19 protein-coding genes are annotated in these 25,512 nt (G+C 44.7%); 5 read left to right on the top strand and 14 right to left on the bottom strand.

Translation table 11 applies throughout. The features are described 5' to 3' along the window. Positions 1–659: 659 nt before the first annotated feature. From ED312_RS12080 to ruvX, 7 genes are all read right to left on the bottom strand, one after another. Positions 660–1,238 carry a phosphatase PAP2 family protein gene (locus ED312_RS12080; protein ID WP_123216275.1) on the bottom strand — a complete coding sequence of 193 codons (579 nt, stop codon included), beginning with the start codon at positions 1,236–1,238 and terminating at the stop codon, positions 660–662. A gap of 36 nt (positions 1,239–1,274) precedes the next feature. Then, positions 1,275–1,499: a hypothetical protein gene (locus ED312_RS12075; RefSeq protein ID WP_123216274.1), complete on the bottom strand. Its 225-nt coding sequence runs from the start codon at positions 1,497–1,499 to the stop codon at positions 1,275–1,277. Positions 1,500–1,571: 72 nt separating this feature from the next. After that, a complete protein-coding gene (locus ED312_RS12070; protein WP_123216273.1) occupies positions 1,572–2,945 on the bottom strand; it encodes an MATE family efflux transporter in 1,374 nt (457 codons plus the stop codon). A gap of 214 nt (positions 2,946–3,159) precedes the next feature. Beyond that, a complete protein-coding gene (mazG, locus tag ED312_RS12065; protein WP_123216272.1) occupies positions 3,160–3,939 on the bottom strand; it encodes a nucleoside triphosphate pyrophosphohydrolase in 780 nt (259 codons plus the stop codon). 140 nt (positions 3,940–4,079) lie between these two features. Continuing rightward, positions 4,080–4,547 carry a DUF5606 family protein gene (locus ED312_RS12060; RefSeq protein WP_123216271.1) on the bottom strand — a complete coding sequence of 156 codons (468 nt, stop codon included), beginning with the start codon at positions 4,545–4,547 and terminating at the stop codon, positions 4,080–4,082. Between the two features lie 42 nt (positions 4,548–4,589). After that, entirely contained in the window at positions 4,590–5,180 is a 591-nt protein-coding gene (gene def, locus ED312_RS12055) for a peptide deformylase (protein ID WP_123216270.1), read from the bottom strand. 46 nt (positions 5,181–5,226) lie between these two features. Continuing rightward, the gene (ruvX, locus tag ED312_RS12050) at positions 5,227–5,637 is read right to left on the bottom strand and encodes a Holliday junction resolvase RuvX (RefSeq protein ID WP_123216269.1); all 411 of its coding nucleotides are present in this window, start codon (positions 5,635–5,637) and stop codon (positions 5,227–5,229) included. A 150-nt stretch (positions 5,638–5,787) separates the two neighbouring features. Between ruvX and ED312_RS12045 the strand changes: the two genes are divergently transcribed. Beyond that, the gene (locus ED312_RS12045; protein WP_123216268.1) at positions 5,788–6,603 is read left to right on the top strand and encodes a 2,3,4,5-tetrahydropyridine-2,6-dicarboxylate N-succinyltransferase; all 816 of its coding nucleotides are present in this window, start codon (positions 5,788–5,790) and stop codon (positions 6,601–6,603) included. Between the two features lie 119 nt (positions 6,604–6,722). On the opposite strand, the gene secDF is transcribed toward ED312_RS12045, so the two are convergent. The 3 genes from secDF to gyrB all read right to left on the bottom strand — a co-directional run bounded on the left by secDF (position 6,723) and on the right by gyrB (position 13,126). Next, positions 6,723–9,722: a protein translocase subunit SecDF gene (gene secDF / locus ED312_RS12040; RefSeq protein ID WP_123216267.1), complete on the bottom strand. Its 3,000-nt coding sequence runs from the start codon at positions 9,720–9,722 to the stop codon at positions 6,723–6,725. 356 nt (positions 9,723–10,078) lie between these two features. Continuing rightward, complete coding sequence (mdh, locus tag ED312_RS12035; RefSeq protein WP_123216266.1) at positions 10,079–11,005, bottom strand: malate dehydrogenase; 927 nt, start codon at positions 11,003–11,005, stop codon at positions 10,079–10,081. A 180-nt stretch (positions 11,006–11,185) separates the two neighbouring features. Further along, on the bottom strand, positions 11,186–13,126 hold the full coding sequence (gene gyrB, locus ED312_RS12030) for a DNA topoisomerase (ATP-hydrolyzing) subunit B (RefSeq protein WP_123216265.1): 1,941 nt from the start codon (positions 13,124–13,126) through the stop codon (positions 11,186–11,188). A gap of 287 nt (positions 13,127–13,413) precedes the next feature. Between gyrB and ED312_RS12025 the strand changes: the two genes are divergently transcribed. Then, positions 13,414–13,659, top strand: coding sequence for a CBU_0592 family membrane protein (locus ED312_RS12025; RefSeq protein WP_123216264.1), 246 nt, complete (start codon positions 13,414–13,416; stop codon positions 13,657–13,659). 2 nt (positions 13,660–13,661) lie between these two features. On the opposite strand, the gene ED312_RS12020 is transcribed toward ED312_RS12025, so the two are convergent. After that, positions 13,662–14,261, bottom strand: a complete 600-nt coding sequence (locus tag ED312_RS12020; protein ID WP_123216263.1) for a TetR family transcriptional regulator — start codon at positions 14,259–14,261, stop codon at positions 13,662–13,664. Between the two features lie 276 nt (positions 14,262–14,537). On the opposite strand from ED312_RS12020, the gene ED312_RS12015 reads away from it, so the two are divergent. Genes ED312_RS12015 through ED312_RS12005 form a run of 3 tightly spaced genes read left to right on the top strand, consistent with a single transcriptional unit; the run spans position 14,538 to position 20,460 of the window. After that, positions 14,538–15,818 carry an alkaline phosphatase family protein gene (locus tag ED312_RS12015; protein ID WP_123216262.1) on the top strand — a complete coding sequence of 427 codons (1,281 nt, stop codon included), beginning with the start codon at positions 14,538–14,540 and terminating at the stop codon, positions 15,816–15,818. Positions 15,819–15,845: 27 nt separating this feature from the next. Further along, positions 15,846–18,980 carry a SusC/RagA family TonB-linked outer membrane protein gene (locus ED312_RS12010; protein WP_123216261.1) on the top strand — a complete coding sequence of 1,045 codons (3,135 nt, stop codon included), beginning with the start codon at positions 15,846–15,848 and terminating at the stop codon, positions 18,978–18,980. Positions 18,981–18,990: 10 nt separating this feature from the next. Next, entirely contained in the window at positions 18,991–20,460 is a 1,470-nt protein-coding gene (locus tag ED312_RS12005) for a SusD/RagB family nutrient-binding outer membrane lipoprotein (protein ID WP_123216260.1), read from the top strand. A 154-nt stretch (positions 20,461–20,614) separates the two neighbouring features. Here the strand turns inward: ED312_RS12005 and ED312_RS12000 are convergent, their stop codons facing one another. From ED312_RS12000 to ED312_RS11990, 3 genes are all read right to left on the bottom strand, one after another. After that, on the bottom strand, positions 20,615–22,486 hold the full coding sequence (locus ED312_RS12000; protein WP_148044281.1) for a type VI secretion system baseplate subunit TssF: 1,872 nt from the start codon (positions 22,484–22,486) through the stop codon (positions 20,615–20,617). A gap of 66 nt (positions 22,487–22,552) precedes the next feature. Then, complete coding sequence (locus tag ED312_RS11995) at positions 22,553–22,984, bottom strand: GPW/gp25 family protein (RefSeq protein ID WP_123216258.1); 432 nt, start codon at positions 22,982–22,984, stop codon at positions 22,553–22,555. A 25-nt stretch (positions 22,985–23,009) separates the two neighbouring features. After that, positions 23,010–25,493, bottom strand: coding sequence for an AAA family ATPase (locus ED312_RS11990; RefSeq protein WP_123216257.1), 2,484 nt, complete (start codon positions 25,491–25,493; stop codon positions 23,010–23,012). Positions 25,494–25,512: the final 19 nt, after the last annotated feature.

The following is a 25,512-nucleotide window of genomic DNA, read 5'->3' as shown; positions in this document are numbered from 1 at the left end:
GTATGCTGCTAACCGAATCCCTTTAACGGCTAACCCATTCCCTTTAGCCGTCAACATAACCTGGTTAGCCGCTTAAGCAATTACTTATGCGGTAAAAGCAACCCGGTTAGCGGTCAACGTAACTGTGTATGCTGCTAACCGAATCCCTTTAACGGCTAACCCATTTCCTTTAGCCGTCAACATAACCCGGTTAGCGGCTAACCGAACTACTTCCGGTGTCAAAGGGATTGTGTTAATGGCCGTTTTACAGCTTTCAATGGAAAAATACCTGGCCAAAATCAATGCGTCATTGGCAGTGAAATGTAGTGGTCCGGCAGCAGGTATGTGCCTGTAATTGCGGATATGGTGCCGGCCTCACGAGATCGCCACATCGGCTCCTGTGAAGACGGAGTATGAAGTGAATTGTTTTTGTGTAAATAGTTGTTTTGAGGTCGTTGTTTTTCTGAACGTGAATAATGTTTAAGTGTAGAAAATTAACAGTCTAAGCCCCTGGGAAATACAAAAGTCAAGGGTATACCCGGGGGTTTGGTCCCCGCCAAACTCCCTGTTCCGCTTGCGGAATACCCCCTTCTAAAGAGAGCGTGCCTTTTGTCTTATCCATTATTCCCGTTAATAACAAAAACAAATAGCCGGATCGGGGATAGCAACAGCCCCGGAAGCTAACCGGAATAATCTTCCTTAAAAAACATTCGCCATGCGAACCGCAGCAAAAGGAAGAACAAATACCCTCCCAGCAGACCAAAAATGATCCCTGTAGCTATGTCCAGGGGATAATGAACCCCGAGATATATCCTGCTGTAGGATACCACCAATGCCCAAATAAGCAATATTACGGGCATAAAACGGTAATGCTTCCGGAATAGCAGGGAAAACAAAGTAGCCACGGCAAAAGTACTGGCGGCATGTGCTGAAAAATACCCGAATTTACCGCCGCACTTTACAACACGCATTTTTCCCTCCAGCAAAGGGTCATGACATGGGCGCAGGCGTTCGAATCCGTATTTGAATACATTGGCCAACTGGTCCGTAAAGGCAATCATCAGGGCCGTAACCAGCAGAACCAATACGGTAGGTTTCCAGCCAAATTTCCGCACACACATAACCAATAAAACCAGGTACAGGGGAATGGAGGCATACTTGTCTGTAATAAATAGCCAGAAACCATCCCAGCCAGTTACCCCAAGATTATTAAGAAAGAGAAAGAGATCTCGGTCGTATTCTATGAGTTTATCCAGCATTTTTAAGAGTTCGTTTTTTAAACAATGGCAAAACGGTTATTCATACCGGCTGACCTCCCGGTCATAGAAATCATTAGCCTGCTGGATAAGATTTCCTGCTTCTGTCTCCAGTTCTTTTTCATCGGCAGAATCAAAATCTTCCAGCCACTCTACTTCATCGTTCTCCAGGTTGATTATAAAACGGGGGTAATCCGTATGAATGATAAAAATCGCATCGGGATAATCGGTATTATCCCCCAGTAAAAATTTCGGAAGTTCCATGATATTACAGTCTCAGTTATTTTGATCTTTATTTTCCTATATCTCCTGCCCTTTTAGGCAGGTTTCTTTTTGCTAAGCATTATTTCGTATGAGCCGTCTTGTGAGGTAATTAAATCTCGCAAACAACAGTACTGCCGAAACGGAAAGGCCGGCAAGCAACCCTACCCATATCCCCGTACTGCGCCATTCGGTATGTAGCCCCAGGTAATAAGAAATCGGAAAACCTATTATCCAATAGGCCACAAAGGTAATAAAAGTGGGGATTTTCACATCCTGTAAACCTCTCAACGCACCGAGTACCGCCACCTGAACACCGTCTGATATCTGAAAAACGGCAGCTACCATTAATAATCCGGAAGCTGTGGTCATTACTTCAAAATTATCCGCCTGGTTGGCTATATCGTGCTGATCCAGGTACATCGTAGGAAGCCAGTCGCGAAATATCCAGAAACACAGGGCAAATATCACATCGAGAATAATGGTCAGCAGAAATACGGAAAAGGCAATTCTGCGCAATTCGTGAAAATTCCGCAGTCCTTTCTGGTTTCCCACCCGTATCATGGCGGCGACACTCAATCCGGTAGCTACCATAAAGGTCATACTGGAAAGGTTCAGCGCTATCTGATTGGCTGCCTGGGGATTTTTGCCCAGTACACCGCTAAGCCATATCGCTGCGGTAAATATGGCTACTTCAAAAAGCATTTGCAGGGCGGAAGGGAAACCAAGATTGATGATCTTCAGAAACATCGCTTTACTGTATTCCCCGAATTTAAAACCGGTGATATACGCATCGAACTTTTTATTTTGCCGGAACATATACCAAAGAAAAATGACCATAACCACCCTGGATACCAATGTACCTATTGCAGCCCCGATGATCCCCATCCTGGGAAAACCTAAATTACCGAAGATCAGCAGGTAATTAAGGGTAATGTTTATAATATTGGCCAGCACCGTGGCATACATCGGGTATTTGGTCTCGGAAAGCCCGTCGGAGAATTGTTTCAGCGCCTGGAACATAATAAGCGGAACCAGCGAAAATGCCACCAGGTCCAGGTACGGCATAGCGTATTCCACTACTTCCGCCGGCTGGTCCATGATATACATCAAAGGTTTTGCAAAAAGGAGAATGGTAAACAATGCCAGCCCGAGGCTCGTACACAATATGAGGCCGTGTTTTAAAGATGCTTTACCGCGGTCTGTATTCCCTTCTCCGTCGGCTTCTGCCACAAGAGGGGTAATGGCTGTGGAAAAGCCTATTCCGAGAGACATGGCTATAAATACAAAACTGTTACCCAAAGACACTGCAGCAAGTTCGGCGGTACCCAGCTGCCCTACCATGATATTATCGGCAAAAGCTACAAAAGTATGCCCGAGCATTCCCAGCATAACAGGGAAGGACAGCTTCATATTATAGGAAAATTCCCTGGTATATTGTGCTAACATCTGCTATTCATTGAATGGGCAAAGATAGAAATTTGCCCCCGGTAAAAGCTCCTTACGGCGACAATTAATACACTTTTCAAAAAAGAAAAATCCGGGAAGATTTTCCTGTCACCGAGGTCACGGGAGGAGAGCCCCCGGCTGCCCGGAAACGGCATAAGAAACATTGAGAGGGCATATTTCCTTCAAACGGGAAGCATTATACACCGGACGGTATTTATTTAAAAAACTCTTTGGATTTATTCCAGTGGATATCCATTTCGTCCAGCGACATATCGTTCAGGCTTTTTTGTGAAGCAGCGACTTTTTCTTCCAGGTATTGAAAGCGCTTTATAAATTTCTTATTTGTTCTTTCCAGCGCATTTTCCGGGTTTATTCCCAGAAAACGTGCGTAGTTTATCATACTGAAAAGTACATCCCCGAATTCCGCTTCCATCTTATCCGTATCGCCTTTCTTTACTTCTTCCTGAAATTCGCCGAGCTCTTCCTGTAGTTTTCCCCATACCTGGGAGGGTTCTTCCCAATCAAAACCAACTCCCGCTACCTTATCCTGTATCCTGTTGGCCTTTACCAGGGCAGGAAGACTCCGCGGTACTCCTTCCAAAACACTTTTTTTTCCCTCCTTAAGCTTCAGGTTTTCCCAGTTCCTTTTTACATCCTGTTCGCCATTCACTTCTACATCACCATAGATATGAGGGTGCCTTACTACGAGCTTTTCGCAGATGGCATTGGCTACATCACCGATGTCAAAATTGTCTGTTTCACTTCCTATCTTGGAGTAAAAAACAATGTGCAGCAATACGTCGCCCAGTTCTTTTTTTACTTCTTCCGGGTCATTGTCCAGAATGGCATCACCGAGTTCGTACACTTCCTCTATAGTGAGGTGGCGCAAACTCTGCATGGTCTGTTTTCTGTCCCAAGGACATTGCTCCCGGAGTTCATCCATAATAGTAAGGAGCCTGTCCAATGCTTTAAGGTTCTGTTCCCTGGAATTCATTTGTTTTGCGTTTATATTTCAAGAAGCATGCTCGTACCTGCGATATTAGCAATATAAATCGAATATTAAAAATATCACTGCTAAAAAACAGAAAACTCCCGTCGGGGAGTTTTCACCATATTATTTATCACACAATCGGTTTATTCGTCCGCGGCCGCGGCTCTGTTTTCTTCCTCTTGTGTGGTCTCACCTGCATTATCGGCTTCTTCTGAGGTTTCCGCTTCAAAATCGGTAAGCCCTTTGGAATGCAGCAGGTTATACCACTGGATTATTTTTTTAATATCTCCCGGGTATACCTTGTCTTCATCATAGTCGGGAAGTACTTCAAAGAAATATTCTTCCAGCTTTACTTTACTTTCTTTATGGCTTATGGAAGTCTGCCCTCCATCTTCTTTTTCTTTTATCTTACCGAATACTTCCCGGAGAGGCACTTCTTCTTTAAGGGTATAGATGGCAATTTCGGAAAGCAGGCTTACATTATTCCGCAACCCCACTGTTATCCGTTTACCATCGATAAGAGATTCCGCTACAAAACCGCTCCTGGTCTGCGCTTTCAATTCATATAATCCGGGTTTTCCGGAAATAGCCAGTATCTTGTCTAAACTCATATAGAAAAAGTTAAAATTTAATTGCTTTGTTTTTCCTCAAAATCAACGTCCCTTTTTTGCTTCGGGAAAGCGCATCTTGTAGTCCACGCTCACTTTCCCTTTGGAAATATTGGCCAGTTTGCCTTTCAGGAGACGCTTTTTCAGGGCCGAAAGTTTATCAGTAAACAATATACCTTCAATGTGGTCGTACTCGTGCTGTATAACTCTTGCCACAAGCCCGTCATATTCATCCGTATGCTTCACAAAATTCTCATCGAAATATTCGATCTTTATCTTTTCTTCTCTCGAAACATCTTCCCGGATATTGGGAATACTAAGGCAACCTTCATTAAATGCCCATTCTTCTCCTGTTTCTTCCAGTATCCTGGCATTGATAAACACTTTTTTAAATCCCTTCAGCTGTTCACGTTCTTCATCTTCCAGTTCTTCATCTTCGGCAAAAGGGCTTGCATCAATGACAAAAAGCCGGACGGGCAACCCTATCTGGGGAGCGGCAAGTCCCACACCATATGCATTATACATGGTTTCGAACATATTGTCTATCAACGTTCCCAGCTCCGGATAGTTCTCGTCTATATCCCTGGTTTCTTTTCTCAGTACAGGGTCGCCGTAGGCAACGATAGGTAATATCATATTATTTTCTAATTGTTTTTACAAATTATATTATTGTATCGCGGTTTCACCCGTTATACAGGTACGACTGTAAAATAATCGTCGCACTTATCTCGTCAATAAGGGCCTTATTTTGTCGCTGTTTTTTTTTAAGTCCACTGTCAATCATGGTCCGGAAAGCCATTTTGGAGGTGAACCTCTCATCTATCCTTTCTACCGGCAAGTCTGGAAATTCCTTATTGAGTGCTTCCAGAAATACCTGTATGTACTTCTCGCTATCCGAAGCTTCATTGCTGTGCCTTTTAGGTTCACCGACTATAATCCGTTCCACATCCTCCTCTGCCAGATACGTTTTCAGAAAGGCCATGAGTTCGGTTGTAGCTACGGTTGTCAATCCGGACGCTATGATCTTCAGTTCGTCCGTAACCGCTATACCGGTGCGTTTTGTTCCGTAATCTATGGCTAATATTCTCCCCATTCGACTTTTTGGCAAATTTAAGATTTAAATTGTTATAACTATAAAATAGCCCGGCATATTAAATTTAAGCCTTTATATTTGCCTGCGGACACAGGTTTTCGCAACCATCCGTCCTTCTGTATTAAAATCACTACATAACATAATTGACATATGGAAAAGATACGAGAGATCATAGAAAGTGCCTGGAACGACAGGGATTTGCTAAAAGAAGAAAACACGCAAAGCACCATACGCGAAGTCATTCGCCTTCTGGATGAGGGTGAACTACGGGTAGCCCAACCAACGGATAACGGCTGGCAGGTAAACGAATGGGTAAAGAAAGCGGTTGTGCTCTATTTTCCTATTCAGAAAATGGAGACCATTGAGGCGGGCCCTCTCGAATTCCACGATAAAATACCACTGAAAAAAGGTTATGCCGCCAAGGGCATCCGTGTAGTACCGCATGCCATTGCCCGTCACGGGGCTTATGTTTCCCGTGGCGTAGTTATGATGCCCAGCTATGTTAACATCGGGGCGTATGTAGACGAGGGTACTATGGTAGACACCTGGGCTACAGTAGGCAGCTGTGCCCAGATAGGTAAAAATGTACACCTCAGCGGCGGGGTAGGTATAGGCGGAGTACTGGAGCCTTTGCAGGCTGCGCCGGTTATTATTGAAGATCATGCCTTTATAGGATCGAGATGTATCGTGGTAGAAGGTGTACGCGTGGAAAAAGAGGCCGTACTGGGGGCTAATGTTGTTCTTACGGCCTCTACCAAGATCATCGACGTAACGGGTAGTGAGCCTGTGGAAAGCAAAGGGCTTGTTCCTGCGAGATCGGTAGTTATTCCGGGAAGTTATACCAAAAAATTCGCTGCTGGCGAATACCAGGTCCCCTGCGCTCTTATTATCGGTAAACGCAAGGCTTCCACCGATCTGAAGACATCACTCAACGATGCCCTTCGCGAATATAATGTCGCTGTTTAAAGCGGGTATGTAATTATTATTACGCCGGAAATATTCCGGAAATTTCCATAAAACAAAAACCCCGCCTGCGGAATACCACAGGCGGGTTTTTTTATATAAAAACATTTCGGGCTTCCCCCTTATGTTTCTGTATTTACTTCTTCCTCTTTCTTTTTCAATACGTTTGTTCCTTTGTTCTTCAAGGTATCAAACATTATCGGTGTTGCAATGAACACGGAAGAGTATGTACCCACGATCACACCGACAATAAGGGCAAACATAAACCCTCGGATGGACTCTCCCCCGAATATGAATATTGCCAGGAGCACCACCAATGTTGTAAGTGAGGTATTTAAGGTACGGCTTAATGTACTGTTTACTGCCAGGTTGATATTTTCACCTGCTTTCCAGCCCCGTTCGGAAGTAATCTCCCGGATACGGTCGAATACTACCACCGTATCGTTAATAGAGTACCCGATGACCGTAAGTATTGCCGCTATGAATGCCTGGTCTATCTCCAGGTTAAACGGCATGAACTTATAGGTAAGGGAAAATATACCCAGTACAATAAATACATCGTGGAAAAGCGCTGCCACCGCACCGGCAGAGAACTGCCATTTCCGGAAACGTATCAGGATATACAGGAATACTACAATAAGTGACCCAATAATGGCCCAAACCGCATTTCGTTTAATATCATCCGCTATGGTAGGCCCTACTTTAATAGACTGAACAATCCCATATTGTTTGGAATCCCCGCCCCCTACGAATTCGGCTTCCGATAAACCTTCCGGAAGATGTTTCTGCAATGACGTATAGAGGATTTCCTGAATTTCTTCATCCACTCCGGTACCGTCTTCTTCCACTTTATACTTTGTGGTTACTTTGACCTGATTAGGCGCTCCGAAAGTTTTTACTTCCACACTCCCCAGGGCACCGGTAAGTTCGGAAGCAAGTTCCGTAGGGTTTACCGGATGTTCAAATCGTATCTGGTAAGAACGTCCTCCTACAAAATCCACCCCCTGGTTAAGTCCCTGGGTAAAGAGAGAGCCCAAAGCCACAATCAGTATTATACCGGAAATAGTATAGGACATTTTCCTTTTTGCAAGGAAATCCACATTAATGTTCTTGAACAGGTTTTTAGTGATCGGAGTAAAGAATAAAAGTGATTTTTTCCTTCCGATATACCAGTCAACCAAAAGTCTAGTTATAAAGATGGCCGTGAACAGGGACGTTGCTATACCTATCATCAGGGTAGTCGCAAATCCGCGGATCGGCCCCGTACCGAACACAAATAATATGATCGCCGTAAGTCCTGTAGTAACGTTAGCATCGAGAATAGAAGACAATGCGTTTCCGAAACCATCGGCGACGGCCTGTTTTTGCCCTTTACCTTTTGCAAGCTCTTCCTTGGCCCTTTCAAAGATAAGTACGTTAGCATCCACAGACATACCTATAGTAAGCACTATACCTGCAATACCGGGAAGCGTAAGTACGGCTCCAAGGCCGGCAAGCACACCGAATATCAATACGATGTTAAATATAAGTGCCACATCGGCAAACCATCCGGCACGGCCATAGTAGAACAGCATCCAGAGCAGTACCAGTATCATGGCAATAACGAAGGACATCATTCCGCTGTCTATCGCCTCCTGGCCCAAAGAAGGCCCTACTACTTCACTTTGAATAATATCTGCTGATGCCGGTAATTTACCCGCACGGAGTACATTGGCCAGGTCAATGGCTTCATTGAGCGAAAACTGACCGGTAATTTCCGAACTTCCTCCGGAAATAGGGCCGCTTGTCACTCCTGGTGCCGAATATACGATTTCATCCAGAACAATGGCTATAAAACTTCCCTGGCGATAAGCCTTGCCGGTAAGCTCTTCCCAGACTTTCGCTCCTTTGCTGTCCATTTGCATGGAAACTGCAGGATTTCCTCTCTGGTCGTACGTCTGCTGTGCATCTACTACAACACCACCGCTTAAAGGAGGTTGGTTTTCCCTGTTAGACCGCAGGGCATAAAGGTCTATCACCTCCTGGTTTATGCCCGGTTTTCCCCAGACAAAATGCGCATTCTGCAATTCAGCAGGAAGTAATTGCTTTATCTCCCGCATTCTCAGGTAAGAATTCACCTTGGCCGTATCTTTGGTAGCAAAGCTCATCAATACTGGGCCTCCCTGGGTTCCCGGCGCTACTGCAAGGTCAAATAAGGGATTGGCCTGGCTCACGGCATCCAAAGAATCTTTCTCCGCATCTGCCAGCAGCGAATCTATCTCGGAAGCTTCATCTTCTCCGGGCTGTTCTTTTTTCTCACCGGTATCTACCAGGTCTTTCAGCCTCTGGTTAACCTGCATCAGGTACTGTATTACTTCCTCATTTTTATATGTCTCCCAGAATTCCAGTTGCGCCGTGCTTTGAAGCAAATTCTTAACCCGGTTTATATCTTTGGCCCCCGGAAGTTCCACAAGGATCCTTCCGGTAGTCCCCAGACGCTGAATATTGGGTTGTGTGACCCCAAAACGGTCTATACGCTTGCGAAGCACCTCGAAAGCAGATACGATCGATTCATCCACTTTTCTCCTGATAACGGGTTTTACCTCGTTATCGGACATCTGGAAGTTTATGTCTTCACTCAGTATTTTGTTGGCAAAAATGTCCGGGGAAGCAAGTTTAGTATCTCCTTTTATAGCATCAAATTCCTGGAAGAAAAGATCTATATAGGGCTTATCACTATTCTTTGCTGCTTTGTCCGCATTAGCCAGGGCTTTGTTAAATACCGCATTTTTAGAGTCGTTTGCCAGACCTTTTAAAATATCTTTTACGGATATTTCCAGGATAACATTTATCCCCCCTTTCAGGTCCAGACCCTTATTGAGCTCTTTATCCTTCGCTTCGTTATAGGTAAAACTCGTAACTCCGATATCGAAAACCGTTTCGTTACCTATAGAATCTAAATACCTGGCTTCTTCCGTCTCTCTTTTTGCTACATAATCTTCCGTATTCTCAGAAATTTTGTTAATTGCAAATGTTTCCGCACTGCTCTCCACTTTGTTTGTAATAAAAGTGAAGGACAACTGGTAAATACTTACAATTCCAAATAAAATAGCAAAAAGCTTGATAAGTCCCTTGTTTTGCATTCTTATTCTTATTAATTAATCCTTTTTTTGAAACGAGCAAATATATAATTTACAATAAGATTAAACAATTTATTTCATCTGTTTATATTTATTTGCTTTTTCGAGGTCTGCACCGGCAATAAACCGGAACAGGACACCTGTACAATTACACTCCGTTATCTCCGCAATACGGGATAACAAGCATCTCGTCATTTTACCCTTTCATGTTTTCGGGACCGGCAAATTACACATATCTCATTGTAAATCAAAGCCTCTACCGAGGTATTTCCGGCAAAACAGAAGAAAAAAAGAAGCTGCGTAAAAATTCCGCCCTTCCGGCCGGGTTTCTACGCAGCTTTTTATTTTATGATATTGTTTTAGGCCTGGAGCAGGGCATTAACCTTCTTAACACCTTCTGCACTCTCTTTTAATTTTGCTTTTTCAGCATCACTGAGCTCTATTTCCACGATTTTTTCGATCCCGTCCTTACCCAGGATAACAGGGACCCCTATACAGATATCGCTCAGGCCGTATTCTCCGTCCAGCAATGCGGAACAGGGGAACATTTTTTTCTGGTCACAGGCTATGGCCTGCACCAGTGCAGATACGGCTGCTCCGGGAGCATACCATGCACTGGTACCCAGAAGTTTGGTAAGGGTTGCCCCGCCCACTTTTGTATCTTCGGCTACCTGTGTCAATCTTTCTTCACTTAAAAATTTGGTTACCGGGACACTGTTTCTGACAGCCAGTCGTGTCAACGGCACCATTCCGGTATCGCTGTGCCCGCCTATCACCATGCCATCCACATCGGAAGCAGGACATCCGAGGGCTTCGCTGAGCCTGTATTTGAACCGGGCACTGTCCAGCGCACCGCCCATACCTATAATACGGTTTTTAGGCAACCCGGTAGCTTTGTGTGTCAGATATGTCATCGTATCCATAGGGTTACTTACCACAATAACGATAACATCCGGAGAGTGTTTTATAAGGTTAGACACCACATCTTTAACAATACCCGCATTAATCCCGATGAGTTCTTCCCTTGTCATTCCGGGTTTTCTCGGAATACCGCTGGTAACCACTGCTATGTGGCTGTCGGCTGTTTTGGAATAGTCATTGGTAGAACCTACGATCTTGGTATCGAATCCGTTCAGCGATGCTGTCTGCAGTAAATCCATCGCCTTTCCTTCGGCAACCCCTTCTTTAATATCCAGCAGGACCACTTCGGAGGCAAAATTCTTAATAGCAATGTACTCTGCGCAACTGGCACCAACCGCTCCGGCGCCAACTATTGTAACTTTCATATGATAATTTATTTATTGAATGATTTTTTACAGTCTGACAAATTTAGTCATTTTAGCACGAAATGAGGGCATTAAGAAAGAGCTTCTTAAGGGAAAAACATCTTTTTTCACACAATAGCATTTCCTCGTAAAAAATAAAGGCATCCCGAAAGAGGATGCCTTTTATTACGAATGTAAGCTTTAAGCGTCTATATTGGCGTAGACTGCATTTTTTTCTATAAATTCTCTTCGCGGCGGCACTTCGTCCCCCATGAGCATGGAGAATATCCGGTCTGCTTCACTGCCGTTATCTATGGTCACCTGGCGTAAGGTACGGAATTCCGGGTTCATCGTGGTATCCCACAATTGCTCTGCGTTCATTTCACCGAGACCTTTATAGCGTTGTACACCGGCACCCGCTCCGTATTCCTGAATCAGAGCATCCCTTTCTTTATCGTTCCAGGCATAGCTTTTCTTACTTCCTTTCTTCACCAGGTACAACGGAGGAGTAGCTATATATACATGACCGTTTTCTATTAATTCCCTCATATAGCGGAAGAAGAACGTAAGGATAAGGGTAGCAATGTGACTTCCGTCAACATCGGCATCACACATGATCACTACCTTGTGATAGCGAAGTTTTTCAAGATTCAGCGCTTTGCTGTCTTCTTCGGTCCCGATGGTAACCCCCAGAGCCGTAAATATGTTCCTTATCTCTTCATTTTCGAATACCTTGTGGTGCATTGCTTTTTCTACATTGAGGATCTTACCCCGCAATGGCAGGATAGCCTGGAAATTCCGGTCCCTTCCCTGCTTGGCCGTACCTCCCGCAGAGTCTCCCTCTACGAGAAATACTTCGCATTTTTCCGGATCCTGTTCGGAGCAGTCCGAAAGTTTTCCGGGAAGCCCGCTTCCGCCCATAGGGGTTTTTCGCTGCACCATTTCTCTTGCCTTCCGGGCAGCATGGCGTGCCTGTGCGGCAAGAATAACCTTTTGTACTATAGTTTTGGCATCGTTAGGATGTTCTTCCAGGTAATTCTCCAGCATTTCCGAAACCGCCTGTGAAACCGCAGCGGTCACTTCCCTGTTACCGAGTTTGGTTTTGGTCTGACCTTCAAACTGAGGCTCGGCGACCTTTACGGAAACGATAGCCGTAAGTCCTTCACGGAAGTCATCTCCTGCAATCTCGAATTTCAGTTTATCCAGCATGCCGGAAGCATCGGCATATTTCTTCAGGGTAGTGGTCAATCCTCTTCTGAACCCTGCGAGATGCGTTCCTCCTTCATGCGTATTAATATTGTTTACGTAAGAATGAAGGTTTTCGTTAAATGAAGTGTTATACACCATAGCCACTTCCACGGGGATATCGTTCTTCTCTCCTTCCATGGAAATAACTTCGGCTATGATGGGCTCTCTGTTACCATCCAGGAACTTAATAAATTCCTTCAGCCCCTCTTCGGAATGAAAGGTTTCGCTTTCGAACTCTCCTTTCTCATCCGTTACCCTCTTGTCGGTAAGTGTAATGGTTATTCCTTTGTTAAGGAATGCCAGTTCGCGCATCCGGCTTGCCAGGGTATCGTAACTGTACTCCGTGGTCTGCTGAAAAATGGTAGCATCCGGCTTGAAAGTAACGATAGTACCGTTCTTATCCGTTTCACCGACCGCTTTGACCGGATACATGGTTTTTCCTTTTTCATACTCCTGCTCCCATATTTTTCCATCGCGGAATACGGTTGCTTTCAGATGATCGGAAAGGGCGTTCACTACGGAAACCCCGACACCGTGCAGCCCCCCCGAAACTTTATAGGAGTCTTTATCAAATTTACCTCCGGCACCGATCTTGGTCATTACGACCTCCAGTGCAGAGACACCTTCTTTTTTATGTATGTCTACCGGAATACCCCGGCCGTTGTCCTCTACGGTGATGGAATCGTCTTCATTGATACATACGGAAATCGTATCACAATGTCCCGCAAGGGCCTCATCAATCGAATTATCCACCACTTCGTAAACCAGGTGATGCAGACCTCTTGTCCCTACGTCCCCGATATACATGGAAGGACGCATACGTACATGCTCCATTCCTTCCAGAGCCTGAATGCTATCTGCAGAATATTGCTTCTTATTAATTTCTTCACTCATAAATCAAATCTGTTTTAAACATTCGCCGAACCCGCCTGATACTTGCTTTTACACGATATTTATCACATACGCGGGGACGAACGGACAAATATAGTAAAATACGGAGATAATCAAAGCAGACCCCTGCCCTGTTACACCTTAAGTTATACACATTTTATCAACTTGCGGACCGGACCGCCCCATACTCCAACAAAGAAACGGGTTCCCTTCCGATTTTAATATTTTTAATAAGGAAATCGCACCATGGTTGGCACAACTTTTTTATCTTTCCGCAAAAGAACATCCGTATGTTTGTATATACCGTAATAGGATGGATAGGCGCCGTAGTGTTCATTATCGCTTATTTTTTACTGAGCATGAAACTGATATCCGCAGAAAAACCGCTTTATCACTACCTGAATGCCATTGGAGGCATTTGCCTGGTGGTTAATGCCCTCCATCTCAGTGACCTGCCCAATGTAGCGGTCAATATCGTATGGACTTCCATCGCCCTGCTCGCCGTATATCGTATATACCGAAGTATTTCCACATAAAATTATGCTTTCAGGAAAAGCGACATGGCGTGCTTTATATAAACCTTTACCTGCTTTTCATATGCGTCACTTTGTGTGGCAAACATTCCCAGGTAATAATAAGCCCCATCCACAAGCGCAAAAATGATTTCAGTGATTTCTTCCAGGTCATCGTTACGGATAACCCCGTTGGCTTTTGCCTCCAGCAATTTCTCATGTAAAACCGCATGCAAGGCCTCCAGGTACCTCCGGAAACTCTCGTTAAAATCCCTTTTCCTGTAAATAAGCGCATAACAGCTGTAAAAAACACCATCATCGAAATAACGGTTCCATTTTCTTGAAAAGAGATTTTCAACAAGCCCCTGTAACTGGCTCCAGCTGTCTATGCTTCCGTTTTCCCGGGAAGTGATAATATTGAGATGACGCTCCAGAATATATTCGTTCAACCCGATGAGCAGTTCGTCCCTTGTTTTAAAATAATGCATGACCAGGCCATTGCTTATTCCCATTTCATCAGCCACCTTGGCAATGGATGTGTTTTCAAGGCCTATCTTTTTGGCCACCTTGTAAAAGGACTTTATAATTTCTTTCTGACGTACACCGGTTAAACTCTTTCTGCCCATGTAAATAGTTTTCAACAAAAATAACATTTTGCACCACACAAAAGCGGATTGCGGCACCCATAACAAAAACAAAACATTTGTATAATGTTTTTTTAACTGAACATTCATTCAATTTAAAACATCATGGATTTAACTTTGCCTCATCGTCCTTTTCATAAGCCTAAATAACTGAAATAAAACTGTAAAACACAATTAATCCATGAAACAAATTTATTTTATTTTGAATGAACATTCAATAAATTTATTATTTTTGAAAAAACCATTAGCCAAAACAACATGAAACCAAGAAAGCATTTACTTGCAGTAATACTCGCATGCACACTCTGCTTTCCGGTAACCGCCGGAAGCTTATCCCCCGACGATCTTTACCCTCAGGGTAAAAAACCGAGAAAAGTTGTCTTTATCATCGTAGACGGGCTCTCGGCAGATATGATAGAAAATAACCCTACTCCTCATCTGGACGCGATCGCCAAAAGCGGAGGGTACACCAGGGCATATGTAGGCGGAAAAAAGGGAGGATATTCCGAAACACCAACCATTTCGGCGGTAGGATATAACAGTCTTCTCACCGGGACCTGGGTAAACAAACACAATGTATGGGGCAACAGCATAAAAGCCCCTAATTATCACTATCCTACCATCTATCGGCTTTTGAAAGACCACCATCCCGATAAAAAGACCGCCATATTCTCCACCTGGTTGGACAACCGGACAAAACTAATAGGTGAAGGCCTTCCGGAAACAGGTCATATCAAAGTAGATTATGCCTACGACGGTTTTGAGCTGGATACCGTTAACTTCCCCCATGATGCCGACAAACAATACATCCGCAACATAGACGAGAAAGTCGCTCTTGAGGCTGCCAGGTATATCGCAAAGGAAGGGCCGGACCTTTCCTGGGTCTATCTCGAATATACGGATGATGTCGGACATAAATACGGAGACAGTCCGCAGCTCACCGAAGCCATTGCATTTGAAGACCGGTTAATCGGCAACATTTGGGAGGCTATAAAAGACAGGGGAAAAAATAATGGTGAGGAATGGCTATTCATTATCACCACCGATCACGGGAGAACCGAAGAAACCGGACATCATCACGGTGGGCAATCGGAAAGGGAAAGAAGTACATGGATCATCACCAACAGCCCGGATACCAACGACTATTTCCGGGAAGAAACCCCCGCCATTGTCGATATACTTACTACCATGACAGATTTTCTCGGTATAAACCTTACTAAAGAACAGGCTTATGAAATGGACGGTGTTTCCCTGACAGGTAATTTAAGTGCCATTCATCTCGAAGGTGAGATCCGGGAGGGACAGCTTGTCATACGCTGGAAAAATACCGGTAAAAACAGCAACGGCTCCGCTTCTCTCTGGATCAGCGGGACCAACAACTACCGAACCGGCGGAAAGGATTCCTATCGCCTTATGGGAAAGGTCCGGATAAAAGATGAAATTTTTAAATACACCCCCGACAGGCCCGGCACTTTCTATAAAATAGTTCTCGAAACCCCGGAAAACACATTAAATACCTGGGTTAAAACCACAAACTAAATAAAGAACCACAAATTAACTACAGTGATGAAATATTACTTTATTGTTTTACTGTTATCGATAACACCCAGACTTTTTGCCCAGCATGAAGTTTCCGGGAAAGTTACCGATGCCGATGGTATTCCCCTTGGAGGGGTCAACATATCGGTCCCCCGGACTTCTCTGGGAAGTGTAACCGATTTTGACGGATTTTATACCATTCAGGCAACCTCCGCACAGGACAGCCTTACTTTTTCCTATATCGGGTTTAAAACACAAACCATACCTATTGCCGGAAAAAACCAGCTGAACGTGGTACTTTCGGAAGACACTGAACAACTGAAAGAGGTGGTGGTCACCGCGCTGGGCATCAAAAAAGAAACCAAAGCACTCGGATACGCCGTACAGGAAGTACAGGGTGCTTCCCTTGAAAAAGCAAAGGAGCCGAATTTCATAAGCGCCCTCAGCGGAAAAGTGGCAGGCCTCAACATAAAAAACTCTACGGACCTATTTCAGAATCCGGAGATCAGTCTAAGGGGAGAAAGTCCGTTGCTGGTCATTGACGGTATTCCCGACCGCACCACTGACCTCTGGAAAGTCAATGCCGATGACATAGAGAGCATAAGTGTCCTCAAAGGAGCCACTGCTTCTGCCCTGTACGGATCGGTAGGACGTAACGGTGCCATTATGATCACCACCAAAAAAGGGAAAGAAGGTAAAATAACGGTCAACTTTAACAACTCTACCATGTTTCAGCCTTCCTTCATCCGGGTTCCGAAAGTACAGACTACTTATGGTAACGGGGACAATGGGAATTATGCCTATGTAAACGGTGGCGGCGGCGGTTCCGAAGGCGGAGGATGGATATGGGGGCCGAAACTGGACCAGCCCGATCCCTCCACACCCAGCGGTTACATGGAAACCCCGCAATACAACAGTCCCATAAACCCGGAAACAGGAGAGCGCATTCCCATTCCCTATATTTCCCGCGGAAAAAATAATATTGAGAACTTTTTCCGCACGGGGCTGGTACAAACCAACAACTTGAGCATAGACTGGGGCAATGACAAGGCCAATTACAGGATATCCCTTTCCAACGTATATCAGAAAGGTATTGTTCCCAACACCGACCTGAACAATACTTCTTTCAGTATAGGAGGGACTATCACGCCTTCGGACAAATTCAAAGTAGCTTCCACCCTTACCTACAACAAGCAATACACAAATAATTTCCCTGCCGTGGGATACGGCCCTACCAACTACCTGTACAACCTGGTACTGTGGACCGGAACGGATGTGGATGTGAGAGACCTTCGCAATTACTGGAAAGAAGAACAGGAAGGGTACCAGCAAAGGCATTACAACACTTCATGGTACAATAACCCTTATTTCCAGGCATACGAATACCTGCAAGGATATGACAAGGACAATCTTTTCGGTAACCTGGCAGCCGAATACCGTTTATTACCCGAAATAACCCTGAAAGCAAGAGCCGGTGCCAATGTTTACGGATTGCAAAGAACTTATAAAGAGCCAAAAAGCTATGTGGGTTACAACGAAAAATCTCTGGGTAATTTCACGGTACAGAACACTAATTATTTTGATATCACCACAGATTTCGGGATCCGGTTCGAAAAAGACCTTACAGAAAATATTTCCCTTTCCGGCGAAGCAGCTTATTCCGGCTATTACCGCATACAAAACTTTCACTCTACTTCTACAGACGGACTTAACGTACCGGGTTTCTACAACCTGGACAATAATGCGGGAACTACACTTATCGGTGAGAACAGGGAAGAAAAGGAAGCAATACACAGTATTTACGGTTTCGTAGACCTGGGATTCTACGATGCCTTCTATTTGTCCATAACCGCCAGGAACGACAAGGTTTCTACACTTGCCAAAGGCTACAACTCCTTCTTCTATCCTTCCGTATCCGGATCGGTTGTAGTATCCAATCTTACCGAAATGCCGGACTGGATCTCCTTTGCCAAAATAAGAGGTTCCTGGTCCAGGGTATCTGACGGTAAAATCGAAGATATCGATGGTCTGAATGCAAACAACCCGTACAACTACATACAGGCCTATGACAAAGGGCAACCCTGGAGTAATGCCGAAGGGATTCGCTATCCTTCCTCCCAATACGGCAGGCTGCTTATAAGCGACGCACTTAAACCAAAAACTTCCGACAGCTGGGAAATAGGTACCGATATCCGTTTCTTCCGGAACCGCCTCGGTATTGACATAGCCTATTACCAGGCCAAAGATTATAACAATCTCGAGAATATTCCTATTTCCGATGCTTCCGGCTACCAGGGTTACCTGCTCAATGGCAATGTATACAAGCGAAAAGGTATAGAATTTACCGTCAACGCCACCCCTGTCCGTAATGAAAACTTTCGTTGGGACACCCAGGTGAACTTCAGCCAGTACCGTCGCTACATCGATGAGATATACGGTGATAAAGAATATACGGAAGACCGTTTGAAGGCAGGTGATCGTACGGATAAACTAAATAATGTTTCCGTTTATCAAACGGACGGGCTCGGAAATATTATTTACGAAAACGGTTTTCCGGTAACTGACCCTTACGGGCGTTATGTCGGTTATACGGAACCTGACTGGACTTATGGCTTCTCCAACACTTTCAATTACAAAAATTTCACCTTATCCGTGCTTTTTGACGGACGTATTGGCGGGCTCATGTATTCGTCTACCAATCAGAAAATGTGGTGGGGCGGTATTTCCCCGGGAACGGTAAACCAGTATCGAGACGATGCCAATAACGGTGAAAGCACCTATACAGGCCAGGGAGTCAAAGTAGTCAGCGGCGATGTCACTTACGATTCCAACGGGAACATCACCGGCGATACCAGACAATATGCCCCTAATGATATACCGGTAAATTATATTTCCTTCATGAAAACTACCAGCAATGCACACAACGAAAATTACCATTATTATAGCCAGACTTTCATAAAACTCCGCGAACTATCCCTGACTTATAACGTTCCCGAGACACTGGTGGCGAAAACTCCTTTCAACGCCATGAGCGTCTCTTTCGTTGGCCGGAATCTCTGGTTATCCTCCAAAATACCCAATGTAGACCCAGACCCCGGTAAAGATAATCTCCAAGCCCCTTCTACCCGTAGCTTAGGATTTAACTTCAACCTTAAATTTTAATATAAGCCTTATGAAAAATATATATAAAACCTTATTCATCACCCTGTTCTCCTCACTCTCCCTGGGCAGCTGCACAGGAATAGACGACCTGCAGGACGATCCCAACCGGGCACTGGAAGTCCCTCCGGAATTATTACTTACACAACTGGAAACACGGGCTTTTAATACCATATCCCTTTCTGCCGCACTGGCCACCCGGCAATTGGTTTTTACCGACGGGGTCAACTCAGATCAGTATTACAACTGGCAGAGATCCGGGTTTAATGCTTATGAAGACCTGAAACAGGTACAACAAATGGTCCTGGAAGCAGAGAGAACGGAAATGCCTGCCTATAAAAGCCTGGCACGCTTCTTCAGATCTTATTTTATCACCGGGCTCACCAGGACTTTCGGCGATGTCCCTTATACCGAAGCCATATTGGCTACCGAAGGTAACTTTGCCCCGGCCTATGACACACAAAAAGATATCTACCTCAGCGTACTCAATGAACTGAAAACCGCTTCAGAAGAACTGGCAGAAAACGGTGATAACATCCGGGGTGATGTTATTTACACCGGGGACGCGCTTTTGTGGAGAAAACTTATCAACTCCTACTACCTGAGGGTCCTGCTCAGTCTTTCCAATAAAACAGGAGATGCGGACCTCAATATCGTTCAACGTTTCCGCGAAGTTGTTAACAACCCCGGGACTTATCCGGTTTTAGCTTCTGCCGAAGACAACGGCGTCCTCCCTTTCCACAATATAGAAGGGAACCGCTATCCGTTGTTCCAAAACAACGGTTTACAGACAGCATACTACATGGAAAAAACCTTTGTGGACAGGCTCAAAACATTACAGGACCCGCGCCTGTTCTCTTTCGCACAAAGGACGCCAAAGGCTGTTCAGCAGAACATGGAAGTCACAGATTTCGAAGCCTATAACGGTCTCAGCGGAAGCGCTCCCCTCGATGAAAATGTAGATATTGCCGGAAACGGTGACGCTTCCATGATTAACGAAAGATATTACAAAGAAGCAGCGAACGAACCCGGTATTCTGATAAGCTATGCTGAATTACAATTTATCCTGGCCGAAGCCGCTTACCGCGGATGGATCAGCAAAGATGCCGACACCTTTTACAAAAACGGCATAAAGGCTTCCATGGAATTTTACAATATTGCCGAAGAAGATATAAACACCTATCTGGAAAACCCGGCAGTACAACTCGGGGAGAATGCGATAGAAAACATCCTTACACAAAAACACATTGCTATGTTCATGAATACCGGCTGGCAGATATTCTTTGAACAACGCCGCACGGGGTACCCGGAATTTGACGTTTCCGGAGGTGGCGTTCTTAATAATGGAAGAATACCGAAACGCTGGATGTACCCTGCCAAAGAACTGACCCAGAACCGGGCTAATGTGGATGCTGCCATAGAACGCCAGTTCCCGGAAGGTGATGATATCAATGCGGAAATGTGGCTGGTCAAGAAAGAGTAAACTATTCTCCTTTTAGAAAAGACCGGGGCACAACCGGAAAAATTTATGGTTAGATACGGAGGACCTGAAAAATAAAACCGGACGGTAATAAAACACTTTACAATTGCTTAAAAACTTTTTCAGGTCCTCCGTTTATGTACGGCAGGGAGAGAATTTAGCTGGTCCGGGGCTCCTTTTCCCTGTACATCACCCGGAAGGGGACAATATTAACTGCCCTGTTTTTCAATAACAACATGAGATCGTCGCTGAGAAATCCCCATTCCTCTTCGGAATAGTTCACTTCCCCGTTCTTTTCCAGAAAAATATCGATGGTAGGCGTATATCCCACATGGTCATCAAGGCTGGTCTGGATACCATTTTTTACTTCTACATTTTCTATGGCATTACCGAAATGATTTTTACATAAAATAATAATGTCCTGCCTGGTCACCACCCTTTGGTTAGACACTATATTTTCCCGGTAGGCATAGATCTTATCCGAATTGGTCAGTTCATTTCTTCCTCCCTGAGTCGTGGAAAGCAGCATAATGGAATCCTTCTCGAAATCTGCGCCTTTATGCGCCTGTAACCTCGAAAAAGCATTGATCTTATTGGCATCTTCCCCGTTAGTGGTCCAGTATTTTACGAACAGCGTTCCTTTACTCTCCTCTCCTTTTGTGTTCAGTATAAGGTAAGGTGTATTTTTTTCATGCATTCCGGTCTGGGCCATCTTATTCCGGAACCTGGAAATGATCTGGTTTATCTCGTGCAGGTTGGTTTCCATAAAATCCGTTTCCAGCCTGGAAAAGGCTGCAGCCTCATCCCTGATAAGGTCTATCATATAATCGATCATTTCCGTGGCGTTACGCTCATCGAACCGCGCTACACCGCCAAAGCGGAGATATGCATAATCTTCGGTAAATTCTTCCTGGTTCTTGGCAATGACATCAAATTGCCTGCTCCTGTCGTCCAGCACCGAGTACAGTTCCAGGAAAAAATCTTCACCGATGCTCAACGGGTATATATTGAGGAGCTTTTTTATATTTCCCTGGGTTTCGTTCATTTTTTTATTGATGACGGGGAAACAGTTATTAGCACAAAATATTTCGGATAATATGTTTTTTCCGATAACATTGGGAAATTCGACCTTAAGCCACAATAATTTCTCTTCCTCCATCGCCTCAAGCGTCTTGGCCGGGATGAATTCCTTAAATTCCTCCGGAAGTGTACTTTCCGAATTTCCTATATTAAGTACGTCCTTGATCGTTATAAAATTCTTTTCATAATACTCATTCACATGTTCTTCAACCCTTTGCAAATGATGAAAGTCCTCATGTACCATATAGCGGTCTCCGGCAGTTGTTGTTCCTTTACTGTTATAGCCCTGTGACACCGTTAATTTATGTCCGTTAAAATACCATTTTGCCCTCGGAAGAAAATGAAAAAACGTATTTCTGTCGTGTATGTTCTTCATATAGAAATAGAACATCAGGTTTTTCACAATACCGTTCCCGAGGTGAGACAGCCCAAGCCATATGGTGCGATACGGCATTGGCTTCAGGTAATCTTCGCCTGACAGGTATTCCTGAAACTGCCCGTGTGAAGCATCTTGTATACCATTAGGCAACACTGCATACTGCAGAAAATTGCGTGTGACCTTTATGGGTTTTGTAGGTCCGAAAAAATATTCCCGCACTATTTTCTCCCCGGGATTATAAGGGTTATGCTGTCTTTTCTGGAAAAAAAACTGGTGATGATCGTTCAGGGTAACCTCTTCTTCTGCCGGAAAGACCTGCATGATAGCCCTTGCCGGTGTGGCTTTGGAAGAAGTAATCGGGGTGAGTATATCCACAAGCCTTTCGGTAATTCTCCTCCGGCTCGAAAAAATCTCGTTGGAAATATTTTCCAGTTCCTTGGCACATACATCAAAAAGGAGATTGACAATAGGGTCAAATATATTTTCCAGCTCCACATCAGAATATCCCCAGTGTTTGGCAGCCCGTTTCAGGAGCCGGTCTTTTATCTGATTTTTGGATAATTGCTTCATTCGTTTGCTTTTTAAACCGGAAAACCGGCGTACCGGTATATTTTCCGGCAATCTTCATATGTCTCTTTATTTATAGGAAAAAGGTGCTAGGTAATAAGAACTTTTATAATAATAAGGTTCGTTCGTCTTTTTAATGACCCCGTATACGACTATGTCCAGCCTTTTTTTAATACGTATATTCGGATTATATTCTATAGTGTCCTCACCGATGGCGAGACTTACATCTGTTATGGCCATACGTTTTTCATACTTCTTCACCTTCGCATAAACCGATTCTTTTATCTTATCTTTCAACTGGTTGATGTTGGACAACAGGTTAAAATCCGTGTCCCAGATAATCGTACCGAATTCCGTATCGTATTTGTACTCCCCGAAGATCGTGGTAATAACCAGTGAAATATACTGTGCCAGGGATTCTTCCAGGGTAACCTTGCGCAGGTCCTGCCCTTCGGTGATCCTCTTGTAATCTATAGGTATCTTGTAGTACAGGTCTTTCACAGCTTTGGGTTTTTGGGGTTAAACTCTATTTTGTCTTTTTAACAGAAAACTTCACCTCTCCGTTTTTGGTAAGGGTAAGGGTAAGGGTATCCCCATCCTTAACATCCCCTGAAATAAGTTTCCGGGCAAGCGGCCGTTTCAGCTTGTTGCGTATCGTTCCCTTGATGGGCCTGGCCCCATATTCCGGACTGAAGCCCATAAGCGCGACCTCTCCCCTGGTCTTGTCTGTCATTTTCAGTGTAATATCCAGTTTGGAGAGCAAGCTGGTAAGTTCTTTTTTCAGGTGGATATCAAATATCTTCACCACACTTTCCCTGCTAATCGGTGCAAAAGGCACGATCTCCGTCAAACGCCCCAGAAATTCGGGACGGAAATACCCGGACATGATATCCAGCAGGTCATTAGAAGGAGGTACTTTGCCTTCCGAAAAGGATTTTACCACATAATCCGAACCGATATTAGAGGTAAACAGGACGACCGCATTGGAAAAATCTCCTTCTTTACCCAGGCGGTCGTGTAATTTTCCTTCGTCCAGTATCTGCAGGAAAACATCGAACACGGAACGGTGCGCTTTTTCAATCTCATCGAAGAGCACTATGGAATAAGGGTTTTGCCGGATTTTATTGACCAACAGTCCGCCTTCTTCATATCCTACATATCCGGGAGGAGCCCCGTATAAAAGAGCAGCGGAATGTTCTTCCTTAAATTCGGACATATCGAGCCGGATAATCGCGTTTTCATCTCCGAAAAGAAAATCTGCCAGAGACTTTGCCAGTTCCGTTTTTCCGGTTCCCGTAGGACCGAGGAAAAAGAACGACCCTATAGGTTGCCCGGGCTTGGTAAGTCCCGAACGGGATTCAAGTATGGCATCCGAAACCACTTTTATGGCGTGATCCTGGCCCACCACCCGTTTTTTTAATGTTTCTTCAATTTCCAGCAGGCGCTCCCGTTCTTCGCTTTTTACTTTTCCGGCAGGAATACCGGTAATTCCGGATACTACAGCCGAGAGATGATCCGGGGTCACCACATTTTCCGCACCGGTGAGTTTCACCAGTTTCCGGAGCAGCTTTTCCAGGTATTCAATTTTTTTAGCCGGTCCTTTAAGCCTGTAAAAACCGGAATTCTCTTCCTCTTCACTAAGTAACTCCCCTGCTTTGTCCAGGATATCGGTATACAGCCAGTTCAGTTCTTCTCCCCTGTCCTTTTTACGGGATTTTTTTAGCCCCTCCAGTCTATCCTCTAATTCCGGGAGCTCTCCCAGCAAGACTTCCTTTGCTACCCTCAGGGAAGACATGGTGCGGTCTATGAGGTCCAGCGCGGAATCGGGAAGAGATTTCTCTTTTAAGTATCTTTTAGACAATCGTATAGCCTCTTTCAGGCAGTCTTCATCTATTTTAAACTGATGATGTTCTTCATAATGCGGAGCCACATTCTTTACCATACGCAATGCCAGGTCTTCTGTAGGTTCCAGTATTTCCAGGGTCTCGAACCGCCTGTTAAGGGCATCGTCTTTCCCGAGAGATTTGCGGTATTTTTCGGTGGTTGTAGCACCTATAAAAGTAATCTCCCCTTTGGCAAGTTCGGATTTGATAATGCTGGCTATCCCGTTTCCCTGATTGACATCAAATAATTCGTGGATATCATCTATAAACAGTATAGGTTTCTGATGCCTTTTTAGCTCTCCGAATATTTTCTGTAACCGGTCTTCCACTTCACCTTTATATGAAGCCCCGGCAAAAAGCACGCCTGTGTTCACTTCCATTACGGTAGCCTCCTGAAGCGGCGTTATAATATGATTATCCGCTATCTTTCCGCAAAAACCTTCTATTAAAGCGGTTTTCCCCACTCCGGCCTCACCGGTAACAATCACATGCGGCTTTAATTTCCGGTTCAGAATTTCGGTTATGGCCTTCAATTCTTCGTCCCGGCCTACTACAGGAATTTCTTCTCCTTTGCGATAGGCATGTATCTTATCCGTACAATACTTTTCCAGGGCTCCCTGTACGGATGGCATAGCACTTTCCAGTCCGTAAGAGGCCGACAACGGAGATGCGGATGCCTCATCTTTCGCGGCTTTATTCTTAGCCTGATTCCCGTATCCCATCTTTACAGCGATCTCAGCAGAAGTTACCGGCATAGATTTGAGTTCATCATGGGAAAAACCTACTCCGGGTGTTATAAGTGCCATGAGAATGGCAATAAAACCTACCTCTTCCCTCCCCGCGTTTTTAGCAATCTCTTCCGCCTCTGTAAAAACGGTTTCCATAGCAGCATCAGGAGCCGGGTCTTCTCCCGGCCGGGTGGTTTTGGCATATTCTTCCATTCGGATATCCGCCCATTCATCCATGTAAAAAACATCGACCCCCACAGCATCCAGTTCCCGTATAAATGAAAACCGGCGGTTGAGCATCGCCTTAAGGAAATGGGCAGGAGCATATACAGGATGGAGGTTTTCCTTTGCCAGTTGTTTTGCTATACGGATGGCCTCGGTGCCGTTTGCTGTAAACATCGGGTATATGGATTTGTGA

It is taken from the genome of Sinomicrobium pectinilyticum (assembly GCF_003725735.1).
Lineage (GTDB): Bacteria > Bacteroidota > Bacteroidia > Flavobacteriales > Flavobacteriaceae > Sinomicrobium > Sinomicrobium pectinilyticum.
The sequence above is the reverse complement of the archived record's forward strand: the minus strand, read 5'-3'. Positions and strand labels throughout refer to the sequence as shown.

What these genes read in the sequence shown, in the direction of transcription:
- mazG (WP_123216272.1), bottom strand. Translation starts at nt 3,939, where the DNA reads ATGAATTCCAGGGAACAGAACCTTAAAGCATTGGACAGGCTCCTTACT.
- ED312_RS12045 (WP_123216268.1), top strand. Translation starts at nt 5,788, where the DNA reads ATGGAAAAGATACGAGAGATCATAGAAAGTGCCTGGAACGACAGGGAT.
- def (WP_123216270.1), bottom strand. Translation starts at nt 5,180, where the DNA reads ATGATATTACCTATCGTTGCCTACGGCGACCCTGTACTGAGAAAAGAA.
- gyrB (WP_123216265.1), bottom strand. Translation starts at nt 13,126, where the DNA reads ATGAGTGAAGAAATTAATAAGAAGCAATATTCTGCAGATAGCATTCAG.
- ED312_RS12010 (WP_123216261.1), top strand. Translation starts at nt 15,846, where the DNA reads ATGAAATATTACTTTATTGTTTTACTGTTATCGATAACACCCAGACTT.
- secDF (WP_123216267.1), bottom strand. Translation starts at nt 9,722, where the DNA reads ATGCAAAACAAGGGACTTATCAAGCTTTTTGCTATTTTATTTGGAATT.
- ED312_RS12025 (WP_123216264.1), top strand. Translation starts at nt 13,414, where the DNA reads ATGTTTGTATATACCGTAATAGGATGGATAGGCGCCGTAGTGTTCATT.
- ED312_RS12060 (WP_123216271.1), bottom strand. Translation starts at nt 4,547, where the DNA reads ATGAGTTTAGACAAGATACTGGCTATTTCCGGAAAACCCGGATTATAT.
- ED312_RS12080 (WP_123216275.1), bottom strand. Translation starts at nt 1,238, where the DNA reads ATGCTGGATAAACTCATAGAATACGACCGAGATCTCTTTCTCTTTCTT.
- ED312_RS12000 (WP_148044281.1), bottom strand. Translation starts at nt 22,486, where the DNA reads ATGAAGCAATTATCCAAAAATCAGATAAAAGACCGGCTCCTGAAACGG.
- ED312_RS11990 (WP_123216257.1), bottom strand. Translation starts at nt 25,493, where the DNA reads ATGTTTACAGCAAACGGCACCGAGGCCATCCGTATAGCAAAACAACTG.
- ED312_RS12020 (WP_123216263.1), bottom strand. Translation starts at nt 14,261, where the DNA reads ATGGGCAGAAAGAGTTTAACCGGTGTACGTCAGAAAGAAATTATAAAG.
- ED312_RS12070 (WP_123216273.1), bottom strand. Translation starts at nt 2,945, where the DNA reads ATGTTAGCACAATATACCAGGGAATTTTCCTATAATATGAAGCTGTCC.
- ED312_RS12075 (WP_123216274.1), bottom strand. Translation starts at nt 1,499, where the DNA reads ATGGAACTTCCGAAATTTTTACTGGGGGATAATACCGATTATCCCGAT.
- ED312_RS12015 (WP_123216262.1), top strand. Translation starts at nt 14,538, where the DNA reads ATGAAACCAAGAAAGCATTTACTTGCAGTAATACTCGCATGCACACTC.
- ED312_RS12005 (WP_123216260.1), top strand. Translation starts at nt 18,991, where the DNA reads ATGAAAAATATATATAAAACCTTATTCATCACCCTGTTCTCCTCACTC.
- ruvX (WP_123216269.1), bottom strand. Translation starts at nt 5,637, where the DNA reads ATGGGGAGAATATTAGCCATAGATTACGGAACAAAACGCACCGGTATA.
- mdh (WP_123216266.1), bottom strand. Translation starts at nt 11,005, where the DNA reads ATGAAAGTTACAATAGTTGGCGCCGGAGCGGTTGGTGCCAGTTGCGCA.